The sequence below is a fragment of the Duganella sp. BJB1802 genome (assembly GCF_013369445.1).
Taxonomy (GTDB): Bacteria; Pseudomonadota; Gammaproteobacteria; order Burkholderiales; family Burkholderiaceae_D; genus Rugamonas; species Rugamonas vulcania_A.
Window position 1 is genome coordinate 14,435 of the sequence record NZ_JABWEF010000031.1, and the last position, 20,652, is coordinate 35,086.

General features: G+C 66.0%; 17 protein-coding genes. 13 read left to right on the forward strand and 4 right to left on the reverse strand.

What is annotated here, in order from left to right:
- Positions 1 to 286 precede the first annotated feature (286 nt).
- Positions 287 to 2,545, forward strand: coding sequence for a carboxy terminal-processing peptidase (locus tag HUX88_RS30695; protein ID WP_117010213.1), 2,259 nt, complete (start codon positions 287 to 289; stop codon positions 2,543 to 2,545).
- A 132-nt stretch (positions 2,546 to 2,677) separates the two neighbouring features.
- Here HUX88_RS30695 and HUX88_RS30700 read toward each other — a convergent pair whose 3' ends face one another.
- A complete protein-coding gene (locus tag HUX88_RS30700) occupies positions 2,678 to 2,977 on the reverse strand; it encodes a hypothetical protein (RefSeq protein ID WP_176364222.1) in 300 nt (99 codons plus the stop codon).
- A gap of 274 nt (positions 2,978 to 3,251) precedes the next feature.
- On the opposite strand from HUX88_RS30700, the gene HUX88_RS30705 reads away from it, so the two are divergent.
- The 4 genes from HUX88_RS30705 (at position 3,252) to HUX88_RS30720 (ending at position 9,729) form a co-directional block, all read left to right on the forward strand.
- Positions 3,252 to 4,772 carry a catalase gene (locus HUX88_RS30705; RefSeq protein WP_176364223.1) on the forward strand — a complete coding sequence of 507 codons (1,521 nt, stop codon included), beginning with the start codon at positions 3,252 to 3,254 and terminating at the stop codon, positions 4,770 to 4,772.
- An 86-nt stretch (positions 4,773 to 4,858) separates the two neighbouring features.
- On the forward strand, positions 4,859 to 6,997 hold the full coding sequence (locus HUX88_RS30710) for a gluconolaconase (RefSeq protein ID WP_373886860.1): 2,139 nt from the start codon (positions 4,859 to 4,861) through the stop codon (positions 6,995 to 6,997).
- Positions 6,998 to 7,049: 52 nt separating this feature from the next.
- Positions 7,050 to 7,934, forward strand: a complete 885-nt coding sequence (locus HUX88_RS30715) for a phosphatidate cytidylyltransferase (RefSeq protein WP_176364224.1) — start codon at positions 7,050 to 7,052, stop codon at positions 7,932 to 7,934.
- 1 nt (position 7,935) lies between these two features.
- Positions 7,936 to 9,729 carry a bifunctional alpha/beta hydrolase/class I SAM-dependent methyltransferase gene (locus tag HUX88_RS30720; protein ID WP_176364225.1) on the forward strand — a complete coding sequence of 598 codons (1,794 nt, stop codon included), beginning with the start codon at positions 7,936 to 7,938 and terminating at the stop codon, positions 9,727 to 9,729.
- Here HUX88_RS30720 and HUX88_RS30725 read toward each other — a convergent pair.
- Both HUX88_RS30725 and HUX88_RS30730 read right to left on the reverse strand, forming a co-directional pair.
- A complete protein-coding gene (locus HUX88_RS30725; protein ID WP_176364226.1) occupies positions 9,680 to 10,291 on the reverse strand; it encodes a CDP-alcohol phosphatidyltransferase family protein in 612 nt (203 codons plus the stop codon). The genes HUX88_RS30720 and HUX88_RS30725 overlap by 50 nt on opposite strands.
- Positions 10,288 to 11,451, reverse strand: coding sequence for a phosphatase PAP2 family protein (locus tag HUX88_RS30730; protein ID WP_176364227.1), 1,164 nt, complete (start codon positions 11,449 to 11,451; stop codon positions 10,288 to 10,290). Before HUX88_RS30730 ends, HUX88_RS30725 begins: the two co-directional genes overlap by 4 nt.
- Positions 11,452 to 11,555: 104 nt before the next feature.
- On the opposite strand from HUX88_RS30730, the gene HUX88_RS30735 reads away from it, so the two are divergent.
- From HUX88_RS30735 to HUX88_RS30750, 4 genes are all read left to right on the forward strand, one after another.
- Positions 11,556 to 12,617 (forward strand): patatin-like phospholipase family protein, encoded by a 1,062-nt coding sequence (locus tag HUX88_RS30735; protein ID WP_229219621.1) that lies wholly within the window; start codon positions 11,556 to 11,558, stop codon positions 12,615 to 12,617.
- Entirely contained in the window at positions 12,614 to 13,342 is a 729-nt protein-coding gene (locus HUX88_RS30740; protein ID WP_176364228.1) for an SDR family oxidoreductase, read from the forward strand. Before HUX88_RS30735 ends, HUX88_RS30740 begins: the two co-directional genes overlap by 4 nt.
- A gap of 216 nt (positions 13,343 to 13,558) precedes the next feature.
- The gene (locus tag HUX88_RS30745; protein ID WP_176364229.1) at positions 13,559 to 15,367 is read left to right on the forward strand and encodes a glycoside hydrolase family 16 protein; all 1,809 of its coding nucleotides are present in this window, start codon (positions 13,559 to 13,561) and stop codon (positions 15,365 to 15,367) included.
- A 157-nt stretch (positions 15,368 to 15,524) separates the two neighbouring features.
- On the forward strand, positions 15,525 to 16,001 hold the full coding sequence (locus HUX88_RS30750; RefSeq protein ID WP_176364230.1) for a hypothetical protein: 477 nt from the start codon (positions 15,525 to 15,527) through the stop codon (positions 15,999 to 16,001).
- Here the strand turns inward: HUX88_RS30750 and HUX88_RS30755 are convergent.
- Complete coding sequence (locus HUX88_RS30755; protein WP_117010563.1) at positions 15,973 to 17,190, reverse strand: MFS transporter; 1,218 nt, start codon at positions 17,188 to 17,190, stop codon at positions 15,973 to 15,975. The two genes, HUX88_RS30750 and HUX88_RS30755, sit on opposite strands and share 29 nt — an antisense overlap.
- A 95-nt stretch (positions 17,191 to 17,285) precedes the next feature.
- On the opposite strand from HUX88_RS30755, the gene HUX88_RS30760 reads away from it, so the two are divergent.
- The 4 genes from HUX88_RS30760 (at position 17,286) to HUX88_RS30775 (ending at position 20,646) form a co-directional block, all read left to right on the forward strand.
- Entirely contained in the window at positions 17,286 to 17,738 is a 453-nt protein-coding gene (locus tag HUX88_RS30760) for a helix-turn-helix domain-containing protein (RefSeq protein ID WP_117010223.1), read from the forward strand.
- A 116-nt stretch (positions 17,739 to 17,854) separates the two neighbouring features.
- Complete coding sequence (locus HUX88_RS30765) at positions 17,855 to 19,045, forward strand: acyl-CoA dehydrogenase family protein (RefSeq protein ID WP_176364231.1); 1,191 nt, start codon at positions 17,855 to 17,857, stop codon at positions 19,043 to 19,045.
- Between the two features lie 9 nt (positions 19,046 to 19,054).
- The gene (locus HUX88_RS30770; protein WP_117010225.1) at positions 19,055 to 20,194 is read left to right on the forward strand and encodes an acyl-CoA dehydrogenase family protein; all 1,140 of its coding nucleotides are present in this window, start codon (positions 19,055 to 19,057) and stop codon (positions 20,192 to 20,194) included.
- Positions 20,194 to 20,646, forward strand: coding sequence for a MaoC family dehydratase (locus tag HUX88_RS30775; protein ID WP_117010226.1), 453 nt, complete (start codon positions 20,194 to 20,196; stop codon positions 20,644 to 20,646). The genes HUX88_RS30770 and HUX88_RS30775 overlap by 1 nt, the downstream gene beginning before the upstream one ends.
- Positions 20,647 to 20,652 lie beyond the last annotated feature (6 nt).

The window sequence follows — 20,652 nt, forward strand, 5'->3', positions numbered from 1 at the left end:
CAGCGGAGCGACTGCGTGAGGACATCAGGGCGCCTCACGGGTCGAGGCGTATCGGCGCTGCCGGAGTAGTGCTTGGCGGGCCGTCAAAAAACAACAGACCGGCATGATATCACAGTTTTGCTGCATGGCAACATCGATGTTGACCGGGTATTTCAGGCCGGCTTAAGCCTGCGCGGGGACACTGCAAACTCCCGGAGCCTGTGCCAGGTGCTATCCTGTAGAATGGAACGGCAGGCAGGAGCGCTGCGCAGGACGATATTGATAACTATGTTTTCGGAGTAAGCCGATGAAGAAGCAAATGCTGTTGGTGGCCATATTAGCGGCGCTGTCGGCGCAGGCCGGCGCCGCCGTGCCGGAAAAAGCCGCGGCGGAGACCGTGCTCAAACCCCAGCCGGGCCAGGCCCAGGCGGCCGTGTGGGCCTCGCGGGTGCTGACCAAACTGCATTACAAGTCCATGCCGCTGGACGACGCCATGTCGGAAAAAATCTTCGACCGCTATTTTAAATCGCTGGATTCGGAAAAACTGTTCTTCACCCAGGCCGACCTCGACCAGTACGCCATCGTGCGTACCCGCCTGGACGACGCCATCAACGGCGAGAACCTCAGCGTGCCGTTCGCCATCTACAACCTGTACCAGCAGCGCTTCAACGAGCGCATCGCCTACGCGCGCGAGCTGCTCAAGACCAAGCCCGACTTCAGCCTCGACGACAGCTACCAGTACGACCGCGAGAAGGCCGACTGGGTCAAGACCGACGCTGAAATGAAGGAGCTGTGGCGCAAGCGCGTCAAGAACGACTGGCTGCGTCTCAAGCTGGCCGGCAAGGACGACAAGGGCATCCGCGAGACGCTCGACAAGCGCTACGAGAACTACATCAGCCGCTCGCGCAAGCTGACCAATGAGGACGTGTTCCAGATCTTCATGAACGCCTACGCCATGTCGATCGAGCCGCACACCAACTACCTGGGGCCGCGGGCGTCGGAGAACTTCGATATCGCCATGCGCCTGTCGCTTGAGGGCATCGGCTGCGTGCTGCAGACCCGCGACGAGTACACGGTGGTGCGCGAAGTGGTGCCGGGCAGCCCGGCCGGCTTGTCGGGCAAGATCAAGGTCGGCGACAAGATCCTCGGCGTGGCCAAGGACGACAGCTCGCCGATGACCGAAGTGCTGGGCTGGCGCATCGACGACGTGGTCGCGCTGATCCGCGGGCCGAAGGATTCCACCGTGCGGCTGGACATCCTGCCGGTCGACGCCGGCGTCGATGGCAAGCACACCCAGGTGTCGCTGGTGCGCAAGAAGATCAGCATGGAAGAGCAGTCGGCCAAGAAATCCATCCTGGAGGTCAAGGATGGCACGGCCAAGCGCCGCATCGGCGTGATCTCGCTGCCGACCTTCTACCAGGACTTCGAGGCCAGCCGCAAGGGCGACAAGGACTACAAGAGCGCCACCCGCGACGTGGCCCGCCTGCTGGGCGAGCTGAAGAAGGAAAAAGTCGACAACGTGCTGATCGACCTGCGCAACAACGGCGGCGGCTCGCTGGCCGAGGCGGTGCAGCTGACCGGCCTGTTCATCGACAAGGGCCCGGTGGTGCAGCAGCGTAACAGCGACAACAAGATCGAAGTCGAAAGCGACACCAACCCCGGCATGGCCTGGGACGGTCCTCTGGGCGTGTTGATCAACCGTGGCTCGGCCTCGGCCTCCGAGATCTTCGCGGCCGCGATCCAGGATTACGGCCGTGGCGTCATCATCGGCGAGCCGAGCTTCGGCAAGGGCACGGTGCAGACCATCTTCGGCCTGGACCGCTTCTCGCAGAACGCCCAGGTGCACTACGGCGAGCTGAAGATGACCATCGCCCAGTTCTTCCGCATCAACGGCGGCACCACGCAGCTGCGCGGCGTCACGCCCGACATCAAGCTGCCGACCATGGGCGATTCGGACACCTTCGGCGAGTCGAGCTACGACAATGCCTTGCCGTGGACCTCGATCAAGCCGGCGGTCTACATCCCGGCCGGCGAACTCAAGGAGATCCTGCCGCTGCTGGACAAGAAGCACGAGGCGCGCGTGGCCAAGGACAAGGACTTCCAGTACCTGGCCGAGGACATCGCGCTGGTCAAGAAGCAGCGCAAGGACAACCTGATCTCGCTCAACGAGGCGGTGCGCCGCAAGGAGCGCGACGCCCAGGAAGCGCGCGCCAAGCTGCGCGAGGCGCGCCTGCTGTCGACCACGCTGGGCGCGGACGATCCGGTGCTGATCCCGGATCCGAAGGACGCGCTGAACAAGGCGATCTCGGCCAAGCCGGCCAACGGCAAGCCTGCGCCATCGCCGAAAGTGGCGGCGGTCAAGGGCGCGCTGCGCACCGACGACGGCCTGCAGGGCGACGAGCGTTCGCTGACGGCCGAGCTGGATGCGGAAAAGGCCGCCAAGGCCGCCAAGGACGTGCTCCTGAACGAAGCGGTCCATATCCTGGCCGACGAGGTGGGCCTGTTGAAAACCGACACCCGCATGGCCTCGCGCGTGCTGCCTTACGCGGTGGACATCAATAAATAAGCGTGCAGGGCGGAGATATTCACGCCGAATATCTCTGCTATTGCCAATATAAATTGGACCTATATGCCGCGATGCAGCATCATTCACCTGTCTCCTCTATCTCCTCCAAGGAAATAGATTCAGCCCGCTAACTTAGCGGGCTTTTTTTTTATGCCAGGGTGTTAATAAGCAGATGGCGGCCATTTGCTTATTAAGACCCTTGCGCCAGCAACGCCTGTACTTGATGAAGTACTTCAGGCTCAAGCTGCTGATTTTGCTTGACCAGGTTAAGCTGCTTAGCGGTCGTTGCGACATCAACAGTACTTGGTCCACTTTGTAGCCCCCGCGCGGCAACATCCAGCGCAGAACATCTACGAGATGCCACAACGTGGAGCTTCCTTCATGTACCGGAGCTGGAAAGGTCGAAAAATTGGTGACCGCGAGTTTGCGCATGTTCTATCGAGTAACGCCACAAATAGGCCAGTTATTCACGCATCGTATTGCTGCTATTACCAATATAAATTAGATTTATATGTCGCGATGCAGCATCATTCACCTGTCTCCTCTATCTCCTCCAAGGAAATAGATTCAGCCCGCTAACTTAGCGGGCTTTTTTTTTGCTCTTTTTCGCTGAAATTGCTATCGATTTCATAGTTTTAATTATGTTTATTAATGATGGCGCGATGGCTATAGTGACTGAACATCAACTCAACCAGGAGACGTCACCATGAAACCATTGCAAACTTCGACCATCATACTGTTGCTGGCTCTACCCTTGATCGCCGGCGCCGGCACCACGCTGACGCGCGACAACGGCGCGCCGGTCGGCGACAACCAGAATTCGCAGACGGCCGGCCCCAACGGCCCGGTGCTGCTGCAGGACGTGCAGCTGATCCAGAAGCTGCAGCGCTTCGACCGCGAACGGCAGCCAGAGCGGGTGGTCCACGCGCGCGGCACCGGCGCCTACGGCGTGTTCGTGGCCGAGCAGGACCTGTCCGCGCTGACCCGTGCCGCCGTGTTCCGCCCCGGCACGCAGACGCCCGTGTTCGTGCGCTTCTCCAGCGTCATCCACGGCAACCATTCGCCGGAAACGCTGCGCGATCCGCGCGGCTTCGGCACCAAGTTCTACACCAGTGAGGGCAACTGGGACCTGGTCGGCAACAACCTGCCGATCTTCTTCATCCGCGACGCCATCAAGTTCCCGGACATGGTGCATTCGCTCAAGCCCGCGCCGGACAGCAACATCCAGGACCCGAACCGTTTCTTCGATTTCTTCTCGCACCAGCCGGAATCGACCCATATGTTGACGCGCGTGTATTCGGACTTCGGCACCCCGGCCAGCTACCGCGAGATGGACGGCAACAGCGTACATGCCTATAAATTCGTCAACGCCCAGGGGCAGATCCACTACGTGAAATTCCACTGGAAGAGCCTGCAAGGGCAGAAGACCCTGAGCGCCAAGGAAGCGTCGGCCATCCAGGCCACCGAGTTCAACCACATGACGCGCGACCTGATCGGCGCCATCCAGCAAGGCAATTTCCCGCGCTGGGATTTGTACATCCAGACGCTGACGCCGGCGCAACTGGCCGCGCTGGACTTCGACGGCCTCGACGCCACCAAGACCTGGCCCGGCGTGCCGGAAGTGAAGGTCGGCAGCATGACGCTGAACAAGAACCCGGACAACGTGTTCCTGGAAACCGAGCAGTCGGCGCTGGCGCCGTCCAACCTGGTGCCCGGCATCGAGGCCTCCGAGGACCGCCTGCTGCAAGGCCGCCTGTTCTCGTACGCCGACACCCAGCTGCACCGGATCGGCGCCAACGGCCTGCAACTGCCGGTCAACCGTCCGCGCAACGCGGCCGTCAACTACAACCAGGACGGCGCGCAGAACAGCGGCAGCCGCAAGGGCGACGTCAACTATCAGCCGAGCGAGCACGCGGCGCTGGCCGACGATGCGCAATACAAGTCCAGCCAGTTGCCGCTGAGCGGCGCCACGCAGCAGGCCCGCATCGTCAAGACGCAGAACTTCAAGCAGGCCGGCGACTTCTATCGCTCGCTGGACGCGCAGCAGCAGGCCAACCTGGTGAGCAACCTGGCGGGCGACCTGGGGCAGGTGAAGGATGACGGCGTGAAGTACACCATGCTGTCCTACTTCCAGAAGGCCGACGCCGGCTACGGCCGCGCGCTGGCAGCCGCCCTGAAGGCCGACGGCGCCCGTGTCGCACAGCTGGCGGCGAAGTTGTCCGATTGACGCGTAGGCCTTGAGTTGGCTGGTAGCTCTGGCCTGGAAGATCAGGTAGAATCTTTTCTTCTGATCAACTTTTAGGCTTCTGCAACGTGACTCCCAGCCAATTCAAGCTAATCGCCGTCGCCCTTGCCGTGGGCGGCGCCTTGGGTGGGGGCGGGGCGGCCTACATCCTGACGCATCGGCCGGGCGCCAGCCTGGCCAAGCCCGCCGTCCCGCAAGGCACGCAGCCGCACTGGCGCGCGCGCGTGACCAGCATTGCCGGCGACGGCATGCCGGGCGCTAACAACGGACGCGGTCGCAGCACGCGCTTCGCCGACCCGTTCGGCGTGGCGGTCGACGCCGCCGGCAATGTCTACGTGGCCGACGGCGGCGACAACAACCGCGTCCGCAAGATCGCCCCGGACGGCACCACCACCACGCTGGCCGGCGCGGTCGAGGGCTATGCGGAAGGGGCGGGCAAGGCGGCCGCGTTCAACACCCCGTCCGGCCTGGCGATCGACGCCGCCGGCAACCTGTACGTGGCCGACACCGGCAACAACGCCATCCGCAAGATCACGCCCGACGGCACGGTCAGCACGCTGGCCGGCGACGGCCTGGCGGGCGACAAGGACGGCCGTGGCGCGGCAGCCCAGTTCAACGGCCCGGTCGGCGTCGCGGTGGACGCGGCCGGCGTGGTCTACGTGGCCGACACCTACAACGACCGCATCCGCCGCATCGCGCCCAATGGCGACGTTACCACCGTGGCCGGTGGTAGCCGCGCGGGCGATGTGGACGGCCCCGGTGCGCAGGCGCTGTTCAACGGGCCCACCGGCCTGGCGCTCGGCGCCGCCGGCGAGCTGTACATCGCCGACACCGGCAACCACGCCATCCGCAAGCTGGGCAAGGACGGCAGCGTGAGCACCGTCGCCCAGGCCAAGGACGGCGACCGCTCGCCGCCGCTGGAATCGCCGATCGGGCTGGCCCGCACGGCGGACGGCTTCCTCTACGTGACCAGCAACGCCCACGGCCGCCTGGCGCAGATCACCCCGGCCGGCGAGGTGCTGGCGCTGGAGGACGTCGACCATCCGGCCCAGCCGGGCTATGGCGCCGACGGCGGCGTGCGCTTCTATGCGCCGCGCGGCCTGGCGCTGGCGCGCGACGGCTCGCTGTACGTGGCCGACAGCGCCACCTACCGCCTGCATCGCGTGGCGCTGGCGCGGGACGGCGAGGCGGCCGCGCCCGACGAGCCCCTGTCCGGCATCCCGGCGCACGACGCCACGATGCCGTGGCCGGTCAAGCCGCAGGACAAGCCGCACGAGGTGGTCGGCCTGATGGGCGAGGTGCGCGGCAACTTCGACGGCGAAAGCCGCGACCATTTCCACGCCGGCCTCGATGTGCAAGCCGCGATCGGCACGCCGGTGCTGGCCGTCACCTCCGGCAAGGTCAGCAGCCCGCTGGCCAGCTGGGGCTACGGCGAACTGTCGGAAGGGCTGGCGCTGGACGGCATGCGCTACATCCACATGCGCGTCGGGCGCGGCGCCAACGACAAGCCGCTCGACCCGCGCTTCCAGGTGCTGAAGGACGAGAAGGGCGTGCCGTCGGCGGTGCGTGTCAAGCGCGGCACCCGCTTCGTAGTGGGCGAAACGCTGGGCACCGTCAACCGCATGGCGCACGTGCACCTGGACTACCTGCCCAATGGCGACGTGCTCAATCCGTTGTCGCTGCCGTTCGTGGACCTGGAAGACACCATCGCCCCGCAGATCCAAAGCATCACGCTGGCCGACAGCAGCGGCAAGCCGCTCAAGGACAAGGTGGATGGCCGCCTGATGGTGCCGCGCAGCCTGGGCGAGGTGCAGATCATCGTCGACGCCTTCGACCAGATGAACGGCAACCAGGCGCGCCGCCGCCTCGGCCTGTACAAGCTGGGTTACCAGCTGCTGAACGCGGACGGCGAGATCATCCCCGGCATGGAGCAGCCGCTGATCACGCAACTCTACGACCGCCTGCCGCGCAACCGCGACGCCGTCAAGCTGGCCTACTCGACCACCAGCGGCATCACCGTGCACGGCGCGGCGGAGACGCGCTTCTCCTACGCCATCAACAACACTCTCATCCACGGCAAGCTGACGCCGGGCGGCTGGAAGGTCGGCGCCCTCGGCCCCGGCAACTACACGCTGCGCATCACCGCCGAGGACTACGCGGGCAACGCCGCCACCAAGGGCCGCGACGTCCTGATCACCGTAGACTGAGCCGCTTTCGGGAAAACGCTATACAATTGCCACAAAAATAATTGAGGCATTTATGCAATTGCTGTTTTCCCTGCTGGGCACCGAGATCCTGACCGCGCTCGGCATGCTGTACCTGATGCTGGGTATGGCGTCGCTGGGCGTGGGCGTCAAGCTGCGCGCGCGGCCGCACAGCCAGCTGCGCGACCAGGTCAACGCCTGGTGGTGGATCTTCCCGGTGGTGACCGTGAGCCTGCTGCTGCATCCGCTCGGGGCGACGCTGCTGGCGGTGCTGATCGGCGTACTGGCCTTGCGCGAGCTGGCGCCGTTCGCCGGGCGCGGCTTCGTGGTGCCGGCCGCCGTGGTGTTCGGCACGGCGCTGTTCCTGCCGGCGCCGGTGGCCATGGCCGCGCTGCCGCCGGCCGTCGCGCTGACGGCGGCGATCTACCTGCGCATGCGCGGCGCCGCCGCGCTGGCGTGGCTGCTATGGCTGGTATTGTGCTACAGCTGCCGCTTCCTTCCCCTGTACGACAGCCTGCCGCTGGATGCGCACGCGCGCCTGGCCTGGCTGTTCTACCTGTACGTGCTGACCGCGCTCAACGACGTCGCCCAGTTCATCAGCGGCACCATCTTCGGCCGCCACCGCATCGCGCCCGGCATCAGTCCGAACAAGACCTGGCAGGGACTGCTGGGCGGCGTGGCGGTGACCACCGCGTTGTCGCTGACGCTGGGCCGCTACCTGCACCTGGCCGGCGCCGCGCAACTGGCGATATGCGCGCTGCTGCTGTCGCTGGGCGGCTTCTGCGGCGACCTGATGTTCTCGGCCGCCAAGCGGGCGCTGGGCGTCAAGGATTTCTCGCAGCTCATTCCCGGCCACGGCGGCATCCTCGACCGGGTCGACAGCCTGGTGGTGACTGCGCCGCTGCTGTACTTCCTCATCACTCTTCTCCTGGACAAATAATATGAAAGCTGAACGCTCACTGGCATGGCGCACCACCGAATCCGGCTTCGACTGCAATGACGGCGTGCGCCTGTTCTACCGCGCCTGGCAGCCGCAGGCGCCGCGCCAGGACGGGCCGCAGCGCGCGCTGGTGTTCCTGCATCGCGGCCATGAACACTCGGGCCGCATCCAGCCGCTGGTCGAGCAGTTCGGCTACACGCAGGACTGGGCCTTCGCCTGGGACGCGCGCGGCCACGGCTACTCGCCCGGCGAGCGTGGCGACGCGCCCAGCTTCGAGGCGCTGGTCGAGGACTTCGACACCTTCATCGCCCACATCGCCGCCACCTACGGCATCGCGCCGGAGAACATCCTGGTGGTGGCCAACAGCGTCGGCGCGGTGATCGCTGCCACCTGGCTGCACGATTATGCACCGCGTGTGCGCGGCGTCATCATGGCCGCCGCCGCGTTCGACATCAACCTGTACGTGCCGCTGGCCAAACCCGCGCTGCGTTTCGCCCGCCGCTTCAAGCCGGAGCTGTTCGTGACCAGCTACATCCGTCCCGGCATGCTGACCCATTCGGCGCAGGAGGCGGCCGCCTACGCCGCCGATCCGCTGATCGCCAAGGCCATCTCCGCCTGCGTGCTGCTAGGCCTGGCCGATACCGCCAAGCGCATCGTGCAGGACGCCGCCGCCATCGACACGCCGGTGCTGATGCTCAGCGCCGGCAAGGACTACGTGGTCAAGGAAGGCCCGCAGCAGGACTTCTACCAGCGCCTGTCGTCGCCGCTGAAGCGCTACGTGCACCTGCCGGACGCCTTCCACGCGCTGTTCTACGAGCAGGACACCAGCGTGGCGCTGGCGGCCAGCCGCGAATTCATCGAGCAGTGCTTCGAGCGCGCGCCGCTGGCGCCGTCGCACTACCTGAGCGCGGACCGCGACAGCCACAGCGCCCGCCAGTACGCGGCGCTGCAGGCGGGCCGGAGCTGCGGCCCGGTGGCCAAGGCGTGGTTCGGCATGCAGCGTGTGATGCTGGGCATGATGGGGCCGGTCAGCAACGGCATGAAGATCGGTCTGCGGCACGGCTTCGATTCCGGCGCCTCGCTCGATTACGTGTACCGCAACCAGGCCGGCGGCCGTTTCCTGTTCGGCGGGATGATGGATCGCGGTTATCTGGACGCGGTGGGCTGGCGCGGCATCCGCCTGCGCAAGCGCCAGTTGCAGCAGATGCTGGGCGAACGCATCGCCGCGCATCGAGGCGAGGGGCCGCTGCGCATCCTGGACGTGGCGGCAGGTTCCGGGCGCTACGTGCTGGAGACCATCAAGCGCTTCCAGGATCGAGAGATCGAAGTCACGCTGCGCGACTTCACCCAGCATAACCTCGACGAGGCGCGCGTGCTGGCGGACCAGCTGCAACTGCGAGCCAGGATCGACTACCAACTGCGCGACGCCTTCAACGCCGGCAGCTACCGCGCGGAGGAGGGCGAGTACGACATCGTCATCGTCTCCGGCCTATATGAGCTGTTCAGCGAGAACGCGCCGGTGGCGGCATCGTTGCAGGGCATCGCCAGCGTGCTGCGCGCCGGCGGCTATTTGATCTACACCGGCCAGCCGTGGCACCCGCAGCTGGACATGATCGCGCTGACCCTGACCAGCCACCAGGGCAAGCCGTGGCAGATGCGTCCGCGCCCGCAGGCGGAGATGGATGGCCTGGTGGCGCATGCGGGCTGCCGCAAGATCGCCACCCGCATCGGACTGGAAGGAATCTTTACGGTGTCGCTGGCGCAGAAGCCCGCAGCGCCTGCCGCAGGCGGTTGACGACGGTCCACGCGGACAGGGCGATCACCAGCGCCAGGATGCCGTTCATCAGCAGCGGGGCGGCGCCGTAGGCGATCAGCAGGCCGAGAAGGCCGAACCAGAAGGCGCGGTCGCTCTTGCCCATCGGGCCGTCGAAGCGGCGCGCAGCGCCCACGCTGAGCGCCAGCACGCCGGCGAATTCGGCCAGCAGCGCGGCCGCCACGGCCAGCACCACCAGCGGCGCGTGCAGCGCCAGCATGAAGGGCAGGTACAGCGCCACGTCGGACACCTGGTCGCAGATTTCGTTGAGCAGCGTGCCGAGGCGCGTCTTCTGGCCGGTGGCGTTGGCCAGCATGCCGTCGATGGCGTTGAGCGCCATGCGCAGCAGCAGGAACAAGGCCAGGCCGGCCCACAGGCCCGCACGTTGCGGCTGCATGGCCAGCGCGGCGCCATAGGCCACCGACAGCAGCATGGTCGCCAGCGTGATCTGGTTGGGTGTGACGCGGCAGCGCACCAGCGCGCGCATCAACGGTTGCAGCAGTTGCTGGAATTGCGGTTTCAATTGGTAGATCGAAAAGCTCATTGCGGGTAGTGCTCCAGGTAGAGTTGGGCGATTTGGCGGCTGCGCCGGTAGCCCATGGCGCAGTGCAGGTAAATGGCGCGGCCTTGTGCCGCATGCGCGCGGATGGCGGCCAGGATGGGGCGGGCCGATTGCGCGTCCGGCGCGTGCAGGTCGAGCAGCGGGAAGTGATGATAGCTGCGATTGCGCAGCGTGCGCGTCTCGCTCAATTCGTTGGACAGGTCGATGACGGCGCAATCGGCCGGCAGTTGCGCGGCTTCGGCGTCGGTCAGGCGGCGGCCTACCCACAGGCCTTCGCTGTGGCGCGTGAACGGCGGACGGTGGCGCTCGCGCCAGCGCACCAGCTGCCATGTGAGCCGGTAGCCGCACAGGTAGGGCGCGTACATCGCCCATATCCACAGGGGATAGCGGCCGTCGCGCTTGTGCAGGAAGGCGGCGTGGCGGAGGTAGTAGGCGCGCGCCACCAGCAGCAGGCTGGCCGCCAGGTATAGCCACCACGGGCCGCCCAGTGCGAACCACGCCAGCAGCGACAGTCCCGCCAGCACGGTGTAGCAGAAGGCCACCGGCTTGCGCACGTCGCCGTCGGAGGGCAGCAGGTGCAGCGCCAGCGCGCCCAACGCGGCGCCGCCGGCCACGTCGAGCGCGTGGTGCTGATAGGTGAACACGGTGCTGAGCGCGACCAGCATCAGCCACGCGGCGAGTGCTGCGCGCAGGAGGGCCGATGTGGTGGCGGTGCGCAGCGCGGCCCAGAATATCAGGCAGTAGGCCACGTGCAGCGACGGCAACTGGTTGTAGGGCTGGTCCATCGCGGCCAGTTGTGCGAACAGCCAGGCGGGCAGCGCGTCGTCGACGGCGGGGCGGGGCAGGGAGAAGCGCAGCGGCCATGCGGCGAAGATCAGGCAGGCGGCGATGGTGGCGAACGCGGTGCGGCGGCTCAGCGCGGACAGGCCGGCGCGGTCGCGCACCAGCAGAAAACTCAGCACGAAGAACAGGCCGGACGTCATGTACGGCAGCACCATCCAGGGCAGGAAGGGCAGCGCCGCTTCCCACGCCATCGCGACGTTGCCGATGTCCGTCCGCAGCTGCGCCAGGTGGTTGGTCAGCGGGTAGCAGATGCCGAACAGCGCGCCGTTGAGCGCGAGCTGGGTAACGCGCTGTCGCATGCTTGGCCGGTTCATTGTCGGAATGTCCTTGTTGATAACGATGTAATTGAGGCATTATGTCACGCATGACCGACGCTGCGCGAGACCCACGATACGAACGATGCATGGTGCTGGCCGGAGGCGGCTTCCGCTTCGGCTACTACCTCGGCATGCACGCGGCGGCCGTCGATGCGGGGCAGGAGCCGGACCTGCTGCTCGCTACGTGCGGCGGCGCGGTGGCAGGCGCCATCATCCGCAACCTGCCCGACAACGCGGCGCGCAAGGAGTGGCTGGCATCGCCGCAGATGTACGAGTTTTTTCGCGGCCTGCGATCCGGCCCGCGCGCCACGCCGCTGCGCGCACTGGCCGGCATCGCGCTGCGGCGGATGAACGGGGCGCGGGCCGCGCGCATTCCGGATCTGTTCAACGACTACCTGTTCGAAATTCCGCCAGCGCTGCCGCTGCCGCCCGAGCCGGCGCCGACGCCCGGACCCGCGTTGGCCATCGTCGGCGGCCGGCTGCTGTTCGGCCCCGATGAAGCGGGCCAGCTGCGGCAAGGCCGCGCCATTTATCGCGTCACGCTGTTCGGCGACGAGCGCATTGCCGTGCTGGCGGCCGGCCAACCATCCGCCATCGGCCGCGACGGCTGGACCGACGCAGTCGCGCATGACCTGGCGATCGACACGACGATGCCGCTGGCCGATGCTGCCCGTATCTCGATTGCCGACATGGTCTACTTCCGCTGCCAGTCCGCCGGCGGCGCGGACTATACCGGCGGCGCCATCGACCTGTTCCCGATCGAGCTGGCGCGCTGCCTGGCGCGCCACGTCAGCATGGAAATGAAGCAGTCCTACGACCAGCAGACCGCCATTCCCGCACTGCGCGCGGCGTTCGGCATCGACGCCAATGCGCGTCTGCGCCATGTGCACGGCCAGCCTGCCGACGTGTGGATCGACACCTCCGACGTCAGTCGGGCCTTGCGCGGCACCGGCATCCAGAAGCGCATCGCATGGCGCGCCAACCGCGTGCAGCTGGTGGCACCGGCCACCTACGAACGCTACGTGGCCGACGTGGAAACCCAATGGCAATATGGCTACCGGCGCGCAAAGGAAGCCTACGCGCTGGCCGCGCAAGGCCGCAGCCCCGCGATGCGCAACGCAACCCGACATAACAAGGCAACAGCATGAACGTGATGATCATCGGCGGCACCAGCGGCATCGGCCTGGGACTGGCGCAGCACTATTGGCGGCAGGGCGCGCGTGTCGCCATCTGCGGGCGGCATCCAGCCAAGCTGGAAGGCTCGCCGCTGCTGGGGGAGGAGCGCATCAGCATACACGCCTGCGACATCGCCGACCGCGCGGCCGTCGCGCGCACCGTGGCCGCGTTTGCGGAGCTGGACCTGCTGATCGTCACCGCCGGCCAGTACACCGACGCTGCAGCCATCGCGCACGATCCCGCCAGCACCTTGCCGGTGTTGCGCGTGAACGTGGGCGGCCTCGATCACGCCTTCAGCGCCGCCGCCGAAGCGATGATGGGGCGCGGGCGAGGGCAACTGGTCGCGGTGGCGTCGATCGCCGGCCTGCAGCGGGACTATCCCGGCGGCTCGCTGTACAGTGCCAGCAAGCGCGCCGCCATCGCGATCTGCGACGCCTACCGCAAGGCGCTGGCGCCGTTCGGCATCGGCGTCACCGTGATCGTACCCGGCTACGTCGACACGGCCCGCCTGCGCGAATTGAACAACGGCGACGCCAGCGGCAAACCCTTCCTCATGTCCGAGCAGGAGGCGGTGCGGCGCATCGCCGCCGCCATCGAACGGCGCGACGAGCGCTGCGTCTTCCCGTGGCAGATGCATGCGGTGGTCCGCATCTTCAATTGCTTGCCAGCCTACCTCAAGCGCTTCCGCAAAAAGTAAGTCGCGCGCACGCTTGCGCATCTTCGTTGACAAAAAATATTAATCAGAATATATTTTGAAGACGAAATTGGAATCGTTTCCAATTTCGTTTGGCGACAGCTTTCGGGCAAGCGGACCGCGCATCGTCCCATGCTCCCTGACCACAAGCGGAATAGCGCGGACCGGACGCCCGTCCGGTTCGAAATGTGGAAGTTCGAATACGAGGAGACATGCATTGTGAAAAAACAGAAACTCGTTTTGTCCGCCGTGGCGGCCGGCATTCTGTCGGCGTACGGCCCGCAAGTGTTCGCCAGCGTCACCAGTCCCGTGATCGGGCCGCTGCTGTGGTCCGAGGAGTTCAACGGCGCCGCGCTCAACACCTCGCTGTGGACGGCGGTGGACGGCAACGGCTGCCAGATCAACCTGTGCGGCTACGGCAACCAGGAACTGGAATATTACAGCCCCAACAACGTCTCCATCGTCAACGTCCCGTTCGAGCCGAACACGCGGGCGCTGGCGCTCAAGGCGCAGAACCAGACGGTGGGCAGCAACGTCTTCACCTCAGGTAAGATCGGCTCCTTCGGCAAGGTGCAGGTGCAGTACGGCATGGTCGAGATCCGCATGTCCACGCCGCAGCTGGGCATCGGCCTGTGGCCTGCCGCGTGGATGCTGGGCGTGAGCCCGCAGGCGTGGCCGCGCAACGGCGAGATGGACATCGTCGAGATGGGCCACAAGGCCAGCAGCCGTGCGGCGGCCGGCAATCCGACGCCGGCGATCGACAACTTCGTCGGCTCCAACGTCATCACCTGGCAGCAGGCCGCCTGCGTGCCGGGCAACGAAAGCTGCGCCGCCTCCACCGCGTGGCAGACCAAGAACTGGTACACGCCAAGTCAGTCGCTGGCCAACCGCTTCGTCATCTACCGCCTGTACTGGACCGACACGCAGATGCGCTTCACGGTGGTGGACAACGGCGTCGAGCACGACCTGTACGACAATCCGCTGCCGGTCAACTCGACCGCGCTGCAGGCGCCGTTCTACCTGCTGTTCAACCTGGCCGTCGGCGGCAATTTCACCGACGCCGCCACGCCGGGGCAGGTGACGGCGCCGCTGCCGGGCACCATGTACGTGGACTACGTGCGCGTGTACCAGCTGGACGGCAAGGGCTCGGTCCAGCTGAGCAGCCAGGGCACGCCGGAGGTGGGCAAGTTCGGCGTCTTCACCGACAACACGCCGGTCAACAACAAGCTGGTGGCCGGCACCAGCTCCGACATCTTCGTGTGGAACAACGCCTCGGTCACGCAGGGCAACCTGCCGCCGTATGAGGGCAGCAATGTGATGGCGTGGAGCTTCAACACGCCGGGGCAGTGGTTCGGCGGCAGCGTCGAGTCGCGCCAGGCGCGGGACATGAGCAACTTCCGCAACGGCACCATGAAGTTGAAGATCAAGATTCCGGCCAACGTGGCTTTCACGGTGGGCGTGCAGGACACGTACACCAACCAGAACGCGGTCAGGTTCCCGGCCAACGCCACCACGTACGGCCTGGTGCGCAATGGCGATTGGGGTACGGCGACCATCCCGGTGGCCGATCTGGCGGGCAGCAAGATCGCCTTGCAATCGATGCTGGACCTGTTCCAGATCGCCAGCGACAGCGCCGCGTTGCCGGGCTCGGCGTTCCAGATGGCGATCGACGATATCGTCTGGGATACCGGCACGCCGACGCCGACACCCACGCCGACTCCAACGCCAACGCCGACGCCGACTCCGACTCCGACGCCAACTCCCACTCCGACACCGACGCCGGCCGCGCAGCAAACCAGCGCGACGATGCTGAAGTTCTCGCTCAACACCAGCAGTTGGGCGGACGTGCACTACACGGTCAACGGCGGCGGCCAGCTGAACGTGCGGATGACGCAGAACGCCGGCACCAACAGCTATACCGCCAGCGGCCTGAAGATCGGCGACGTGGTCAACTACAGCTTCACCTACTGGGACACGGCGCATAACTACGCCGTCGACACCGCGCTGCAAAGCTACACGATGAAGTAGTCTTCAGTGCTCCCCGGACGGCCGCCATTCCACAGGCGGCCGTTTTCATTTGCCACAAGCCTACCGTGCTCGGGTTAAGATCTGCGTTCGGCGCTACAGGCCGGCAGGTGGTGGGAATTGGGGCAGAATGGTTGGTATTTCCGATCAGGAGAACTGAATGCCAAATAGATTTATCGCAGTAGCGCAGTTCGACGGCGCGGTCAGTTTGTTGAAGATGGATTTGTCCAGTGGCGAAAGGGAGATCGTCCCGCTCGGGGCCGTAGCCGAGGATGATGTTGCCTTCGGACTGTTCGAGGCCGAACGTGGCAAGTCCGGGTTGGAATCCCTCGCTTTGGTGGCCACGCCTGATGGCCCGTTGCTGACGTATAGCGGCCAACTCTACTATCCGAAAATCGACAGGACCCATATTGAGATTGCCGGAGATGGCAACTACTCCCATTTCCGGCTCCTTGATGGTGCTGCTGTTGTTTTTGAACTCCCTTACGAAAACAAGTTCGGAACCGGTTTGCATCCGTATCTTCGCACTCGCGACGACATCGATTTCTACCACTGGCTGGGCGGCAGAATAAACAGCCCGGAATTCTATACGGCCTACACCAGGAATATCAGGTACATCGACGACGGCGGAATTTGAAAGATTCATCGAGCATGTTGGCGGCCCAAAACAGCAGCGCCGCCAGGCTGACTGCGGCGCCGAGCAGGCACACGCCGCTCCAGCCCGCCCGCGCGTACACCGTCGTCGCCGCAAGCGCGCCGGCGCCGCTGCCGGCCGCGTAGAACATCATGTAGCAGCCGACCAGCCGGCTGTGCGCAGCCTTGCTGCCGCTGAAGATCATCTGCTGGTTGGTCACCTGCAGCGCCTGCACGCCAAGGTCCAGCGCCAGGATGCCGACCACCAGCGCCGCCAGCGACAGCGGCCCGGTGCCGCGCGCGCCCAGCCACAGCGGCAGCCATGCCAGCAATATCAGCAGCAGCGCGGCCAGGGAGGTGCGCTGGCCCCAGCCCCGGTCGGCCCACTGGCCGGCGCGCGCGGCGGCCAGCGTTCCGGCACAACCGACCAGGCCGAAAGCGCCGATGGCGGTGTGCGAGTAGTGATGCGGCGGCGCGGCCAGCGGCAGCACCAGCGCGCTCCACAGGATGCCGAAGGCGACAAACATCAGCAAGGCGATCACGCCGCGCACTTGCAGCACGCGGTCGTGGCGCAGCAGGGCGAACATCGAGGCGATCAGCGCGAGGTAGGACAGCCGGGCGTTCGACGCGCCCAGGCTTTGCGCCGGCGGGCGCGGCAGCATATGCCACAGCAGGGCCGACATGGCCAGCATCGCCAGCGCCGAGCCGCCGTAGACCGCGCGCCAGCCCGCCATGTCCGCGACCCATCCGGCCAATGCGCGCGCCAGCAGCAGCCCGGCCACCACGCCGCTTTGCGCCGCGCCTACCACGCGGCCGCGTTCCGACTCCGCCGCCGCCACAGCCGCGTAGGCGATCAAGCCCTGCGTCATCGCAGTGCCCAGCAGCCCGATCGCCAGCATGCCCGCGACCAAAGCCGTCACGCTGCGCGCGCAGCTGACGCCCGCCAGCGCCGCCGCCAGCACAAGCAGTTGACCGAGCATCAGACGGCGCCGGTCGATGCGGTCGCCCAAGGGGACGAGCAACAGCAAGGCCAGCAAGCTGCCGACCTGGGTTGCGCTGATCACGCCGCCAACGGCCGCAGGACTGATGGCGAAGTCGGAGGCCAGCGCATCGAGCAGCGGCTGGGCGTAGTAGACGTTGGCGACACTGAGTCCGCTGGCGCAGGCAAACAGAGCCACCAGGGAGCGGGGCATGGGTATCTTCATCCTCAAACTGGTTGCAAAACAAAACCAGTTGAATTGTAGGCAGTCTGGTTTTAAAATGCAACCAATATTCAGGAGGCGCCGAGATGGCAAAACGGAAGACCATGCAGAACGATCCTTGTCCGGTGGCCCGCTCGCTGGACCTGGTGGGCGACCGCTGGTCGATGCTGCTGGTGCGCGACGCCTTCGACGGCATTCGCCGTTTCAGCGATTTCCAGCGCAACCTCGGCGTGGCCCGCAACATCCTGTCCGACCGCCTGGGCGCGCTGGTCGAGGAGGGCATCTTTGCCGTCCAGCCTGCTTCGGACGGCACCTCCTATCAGGAGTACGTTCTCACGCCGAAAGGCGAAGACCTGTTTCCGGTCGTGGTGGCGCTGCGTCAATGGGGCGAGCGCCAACTGTTTGGCAAGCACGATCCGCATTCGCTGCTGATCGAAGCGGCGACCGGCAAGCCGGTGGCCGCGATGTTGCCGCGCGACCATGCCGGCCACGTCCTCAAGCCGGCCCATGCCCAAGTGAAGAAAACCACTAAAAAGTGAACAAACAACGCCATTCTGTCGCCCTTTAAAAATGCCACAATGCGTGGGGGGATATCGGGTACAATTATTTGAACGATCGTGCTTTTTTAGCGGGATCATAAGAATACGGAGACAGCATGGATTTGAACTACACGGCGGCGGATCTGGCGTTCCGCGACGCGGCGCGCGCTTTCCTCGAGGCCAACCTGCCGGGCGATCTGCAGAAGAAGGTCCGCAACCATCTGCGCCTGAGCCGCCAGGATTATGTGCGCTGGCACCAGATCGTCGCCAAGCAGGGCTGGGCCGCGCCGGCCTGGCCGGTTGAATACGGCGGTCCGGGCTGGAGCGCCACCCAGCGCCATATCTGGGAAGAAGAGTGCGCCCGCGCCGGCACGCCGCCCATCCTGCCGTTCGGCGTCAACATGGTGGCGCCGGTCATCATGGCCTTCGGTAACGAGGCGCAGAAGGCCCACTATCTGCCGCGCATCCTCAGCTGCGAGGATTGGTGGTGCCAGGGTTACTCCGAACCGGGCTCGGGCTCCGACCTGGCCTCGCTCAAGACCACCGCCGAACGTTCCGGCGACCACTACATCGTCAACGGCCAGAAGACCTGGACCACGCTGGCCCAGCACGCGGACATGATCTTCTGCCTGGTCCGCACCGACACCACCGTGCGCAAGCAGGAGGGCATCTCCTTCCTGTTGATCGACATGAAGACGCCGGGCATCACCGTGCGCCCCATCATCATGCTCGACGAGGACCACGAGGTGAACGAGGTCTTCTTCGACAACGTCAAGGTGCCGGTGCAGAACCTGATCGGCCAGGAGAACAAGGGCTGGACCTACGCCAAGTACCTGCTGGGCCACGAGCGCACCGGCATCGCCGCCGTGGGCCGCTCCAAGCGCGAGCTGCTGTTCCTGAAGAAGATCGCCTCCGAACACTACAAGCACGGCAAGCCGCTGCTGCAGGATCCGGTCTTCGCGGCCAAGGTGGCCAGTCTCGAAATCGAACTGATGGCGCTGGAGACCACGGTGCTGCGCGTGATCACGCGCGAGTCGCACGCGCCCGGCCCGGAGGCCTCGCTGCTGAAGGTGCGCGGCTCGGAGATCCAGCAACTGCTCACCGAATTGATGGTCGAGGCCCTGGGCCCGGACGCGCTGCCCTTCGACACGGTCTACCTCGAAGGCAAGGCCGACCACGCTGTGACCGGCGACGACGCCGCCGCGCCGCTGGCCGGCTACTACTTCAATTTCCGCAAGACGTCGATCTACGGCGGCTCGAACGAGATTCAGAAAAACATCATCACCCAGATGATCCTGGGACTGTGAGGGGCAGCGATGGATTTTAATTTGAAAGAAGAACAGCAGCAGTTCGCCGACGCCCTGCGCCGCTGGATCGACAAGGACTACGGCTTCGATGTGCGCCACCGCATCGTGCATTCGCACAGCGGCGTCTCGGACGTGGCCTGGAACACGCTGGTCGAGCTGGGCATGACGGCGCTGCCGGTGCCCGAGGAGCAGGGCGGCTTCAACGGCAGCGCGGTCGACCTGTGGGTGGTGATGCAGGAGATCGGCCGCGGCCTGGTGGTCGAGCCGTATTTCGCCACCGTGTGGGGTGCGCAGTTCCTCAAGCTGGCCGGCAACCAGCACCGCCTGCTGGAGGAGGTGGCCAGCGGCGAGCTGAAGCTGGCTTGCGCGCTGGGCGAGAAGCACGCGCGCCATGAGCTGTCGGACGTCAAGACCATCGCCAGCATCAACGGCGAGGGCTATCGCATCGACGGCACCAAGACCGTGGTCATCCATGGCGCCCAGGCCGGCGCGCTGATCGTGTCGGCCCGCAGCGCCGGCGCCCAGCGCGACACCAACGGCATCAGCCTGTTCGTGGTGCCGGCCGACACGCCGGGCGTGATCGTGCGCGACTACCGCACCATCGACGGCCAGCGCGCCGCCACCGTGCAGTTCAGCCATGTGGCGGTGCCGGCTTCGGCGCTGCTGGGCAAGCTGGGCGGCGGCTGGGACATGCTCGACGAGGCGGCCGACTACGGCGCCAGCCTGCTGTGCGCGGAGGCGGTGGGCGCGATGGACGCGCTGTTCGCCGCCACGCTGGAGTACCTCAAAACCCGCAAGCAGTTCGGCACGCCGATCGGCGGCTTCCAGGCGCTGCAGCACCGCATGGCCGACATGTACATCCATCTGGAACAGGCCCGCTCGATGGCGATGCTGGCCGCGGCCCGCATGTCCTGCGGCGACGCCGAGGAGCGCCGGCGCGTGGTGTCGGCGGCCAAGGTGCGGGTGGGGCAGGCGTCCAAGTTTATCGGCCAGCAGGCGGTGCAGCTGCACGGCGGCATGGGCGTGACCGACGAGCTGCCGGCCGCGCACCACTTCAAGCGCATGGCCATGATCGAGCTGACGCTGGGCGACGTCGACCACCACCTGGAGCGGTTCATCGCCCAGCGCGGCTTCCAGCAGCACAGCTGATGCGCAGCTTCGCCAACCTGTCGGCCATGAAGGCCGAGATCGGCAACGAGGTGGCGGTGTCGGACTGGGTGGAGATCACCCAGGCCCGCATCGACCTGTTCGCCGACGCCACGGGCGACCACCAGTGGATCCACACCGACGCCGAACGGGCCGCGCGCGAGTCGCCGTACGGCGCGACGGTGGCGCACGGCTTCCTGACGCTGGCGCTGCTGCCGGCGCTGCTGGTGAACGCGCTGCACATGGTGGACATGAAGATGGGCCTGAACTACGGCCTGAACAAGGTGCGCTTTCCGGCACCGGTGCCGGTCGGCAGCCGGGTGCGGGCGCGGCTGACCATCGTCGCCATCGACGACATCGCCGACGGCGCGCAGATCCTGTGGGGCGTGGTGATCGAGCGGGAAGGCGGCGACAAGCCGGTCTGCGTCGCCGAGTTCGTGATGCGGCGCTACTGAGCCGGC

Excerpts from the sequence above, each read along its gene's own strand:
- HUX88_RS30695 (WP_117010213.1), top strand. The coding sequence starts at position 287 with ATGAAGAAGCAAATGCTGTTGGTGGCCATATTAGCGGCGCTGTCGGCG.
- HUX88_RS30700 (WP_176364222.1), bottom strand. The coding sequence starts at position 2,977 with ATGCGCAAACTCGCGGTCACCAATTTTTCGACCTTTCCAGCTCCGGTA.
- HUX88_RS30705 (WP_176364223.1), top strand. The coding sequence starts at position 3,252 with ATGAAACCATTGCAAACTTCGACCATCATACTGTTGCTGGCTCTACCC.
- HUX88_RS30715 (WP_176364224.1), top strand. The coding sequence starts at position 7,050 with ATGCAATTGCTGTTTTCCCTGCTGGGCACCGAGATCCTGACCGCGCTC.
- HUX88_RS30720 (WP_176364225.1), top strand. The coding sequence starts at position 7,936 with ATGAAAGCTGAACGCTCACTGGCATGGCGCACCACCGAATCCGGCTTC.
- HUX88_RS30725 (WP_176364226.1), bottom strand. The coding sequence starts at position 10,291 with ATGAGCTTTTCGATCTACCAATTGAAACCGCAATTCCAGCAACTGCTG.
- HUX88_RS30730 (WP_176364227.1), bottom strand. The coding sequence starts at position 11,451 with ATGCGACAGCGCGTTACCCAGCTCGCGCTCAACGGCGCGCTGTTCGGC.
- HUX88_RS30735 (WP_229219621.1), top strand. The coding sequence starts at position 11,556 with ATGGTGCTGGCCGGAGGCGGCTTCCGCTTCGGCTACTACCTCGGCATG.
- HUX88_RS30740 (WP_176364228.1), top strand. The coding sequence starts at position 12,614 with ATGAACGTGATGATCATCGGCGGCACCAGCGGCATCGGCCTGGGACTG.
- HUX88_RS30750 (WP_176364230.1), top strand. The coding sequence starts at position 15,525 with ATGCCAAATAGATTTATCGCAGTAGCGCAGTTCGACGGCGCGGTCAGT.
- HUX88_RS30755 (WP_117010563.1), bottom strand. The coding sequence starts at position 17,190 with ATGCCCCGCTCCCTGGTGGCTCTGTTTGCCTGCGCCAGCGGACTCAGT.
- HUX88_RS30760 (WP_117010223.1), top strand. The coding sequence starts at position 17,286 with ATGGCAAAACGGAAGACCATGCAGAACGATCCTTGTCCGGTGGCCCGC.
- HUX88_RS30765 (WP_176364231.1), top strand. The coding sequence starts at position 17,855 with ATGGATTTGAACTACACGGCGGCGGATCTGGCGTTCCGCGACGCGGCG.
- HUX88_RS30770 (WP_117010225.1), top strand. The coding sequence starts at position 19,055 with ATGGATTTTAATTTGAAAGAAGAACAGCAGCAGTTCGCCGACGCCCTG.
- HUX88_RS30775 (WP_117010226.1), top strand. The coding sequence starts at position 20,194 with ATGCGCAGCTTCGCCAACCTGTCGGCCATGAAGGCCGAGATCGGCAAC.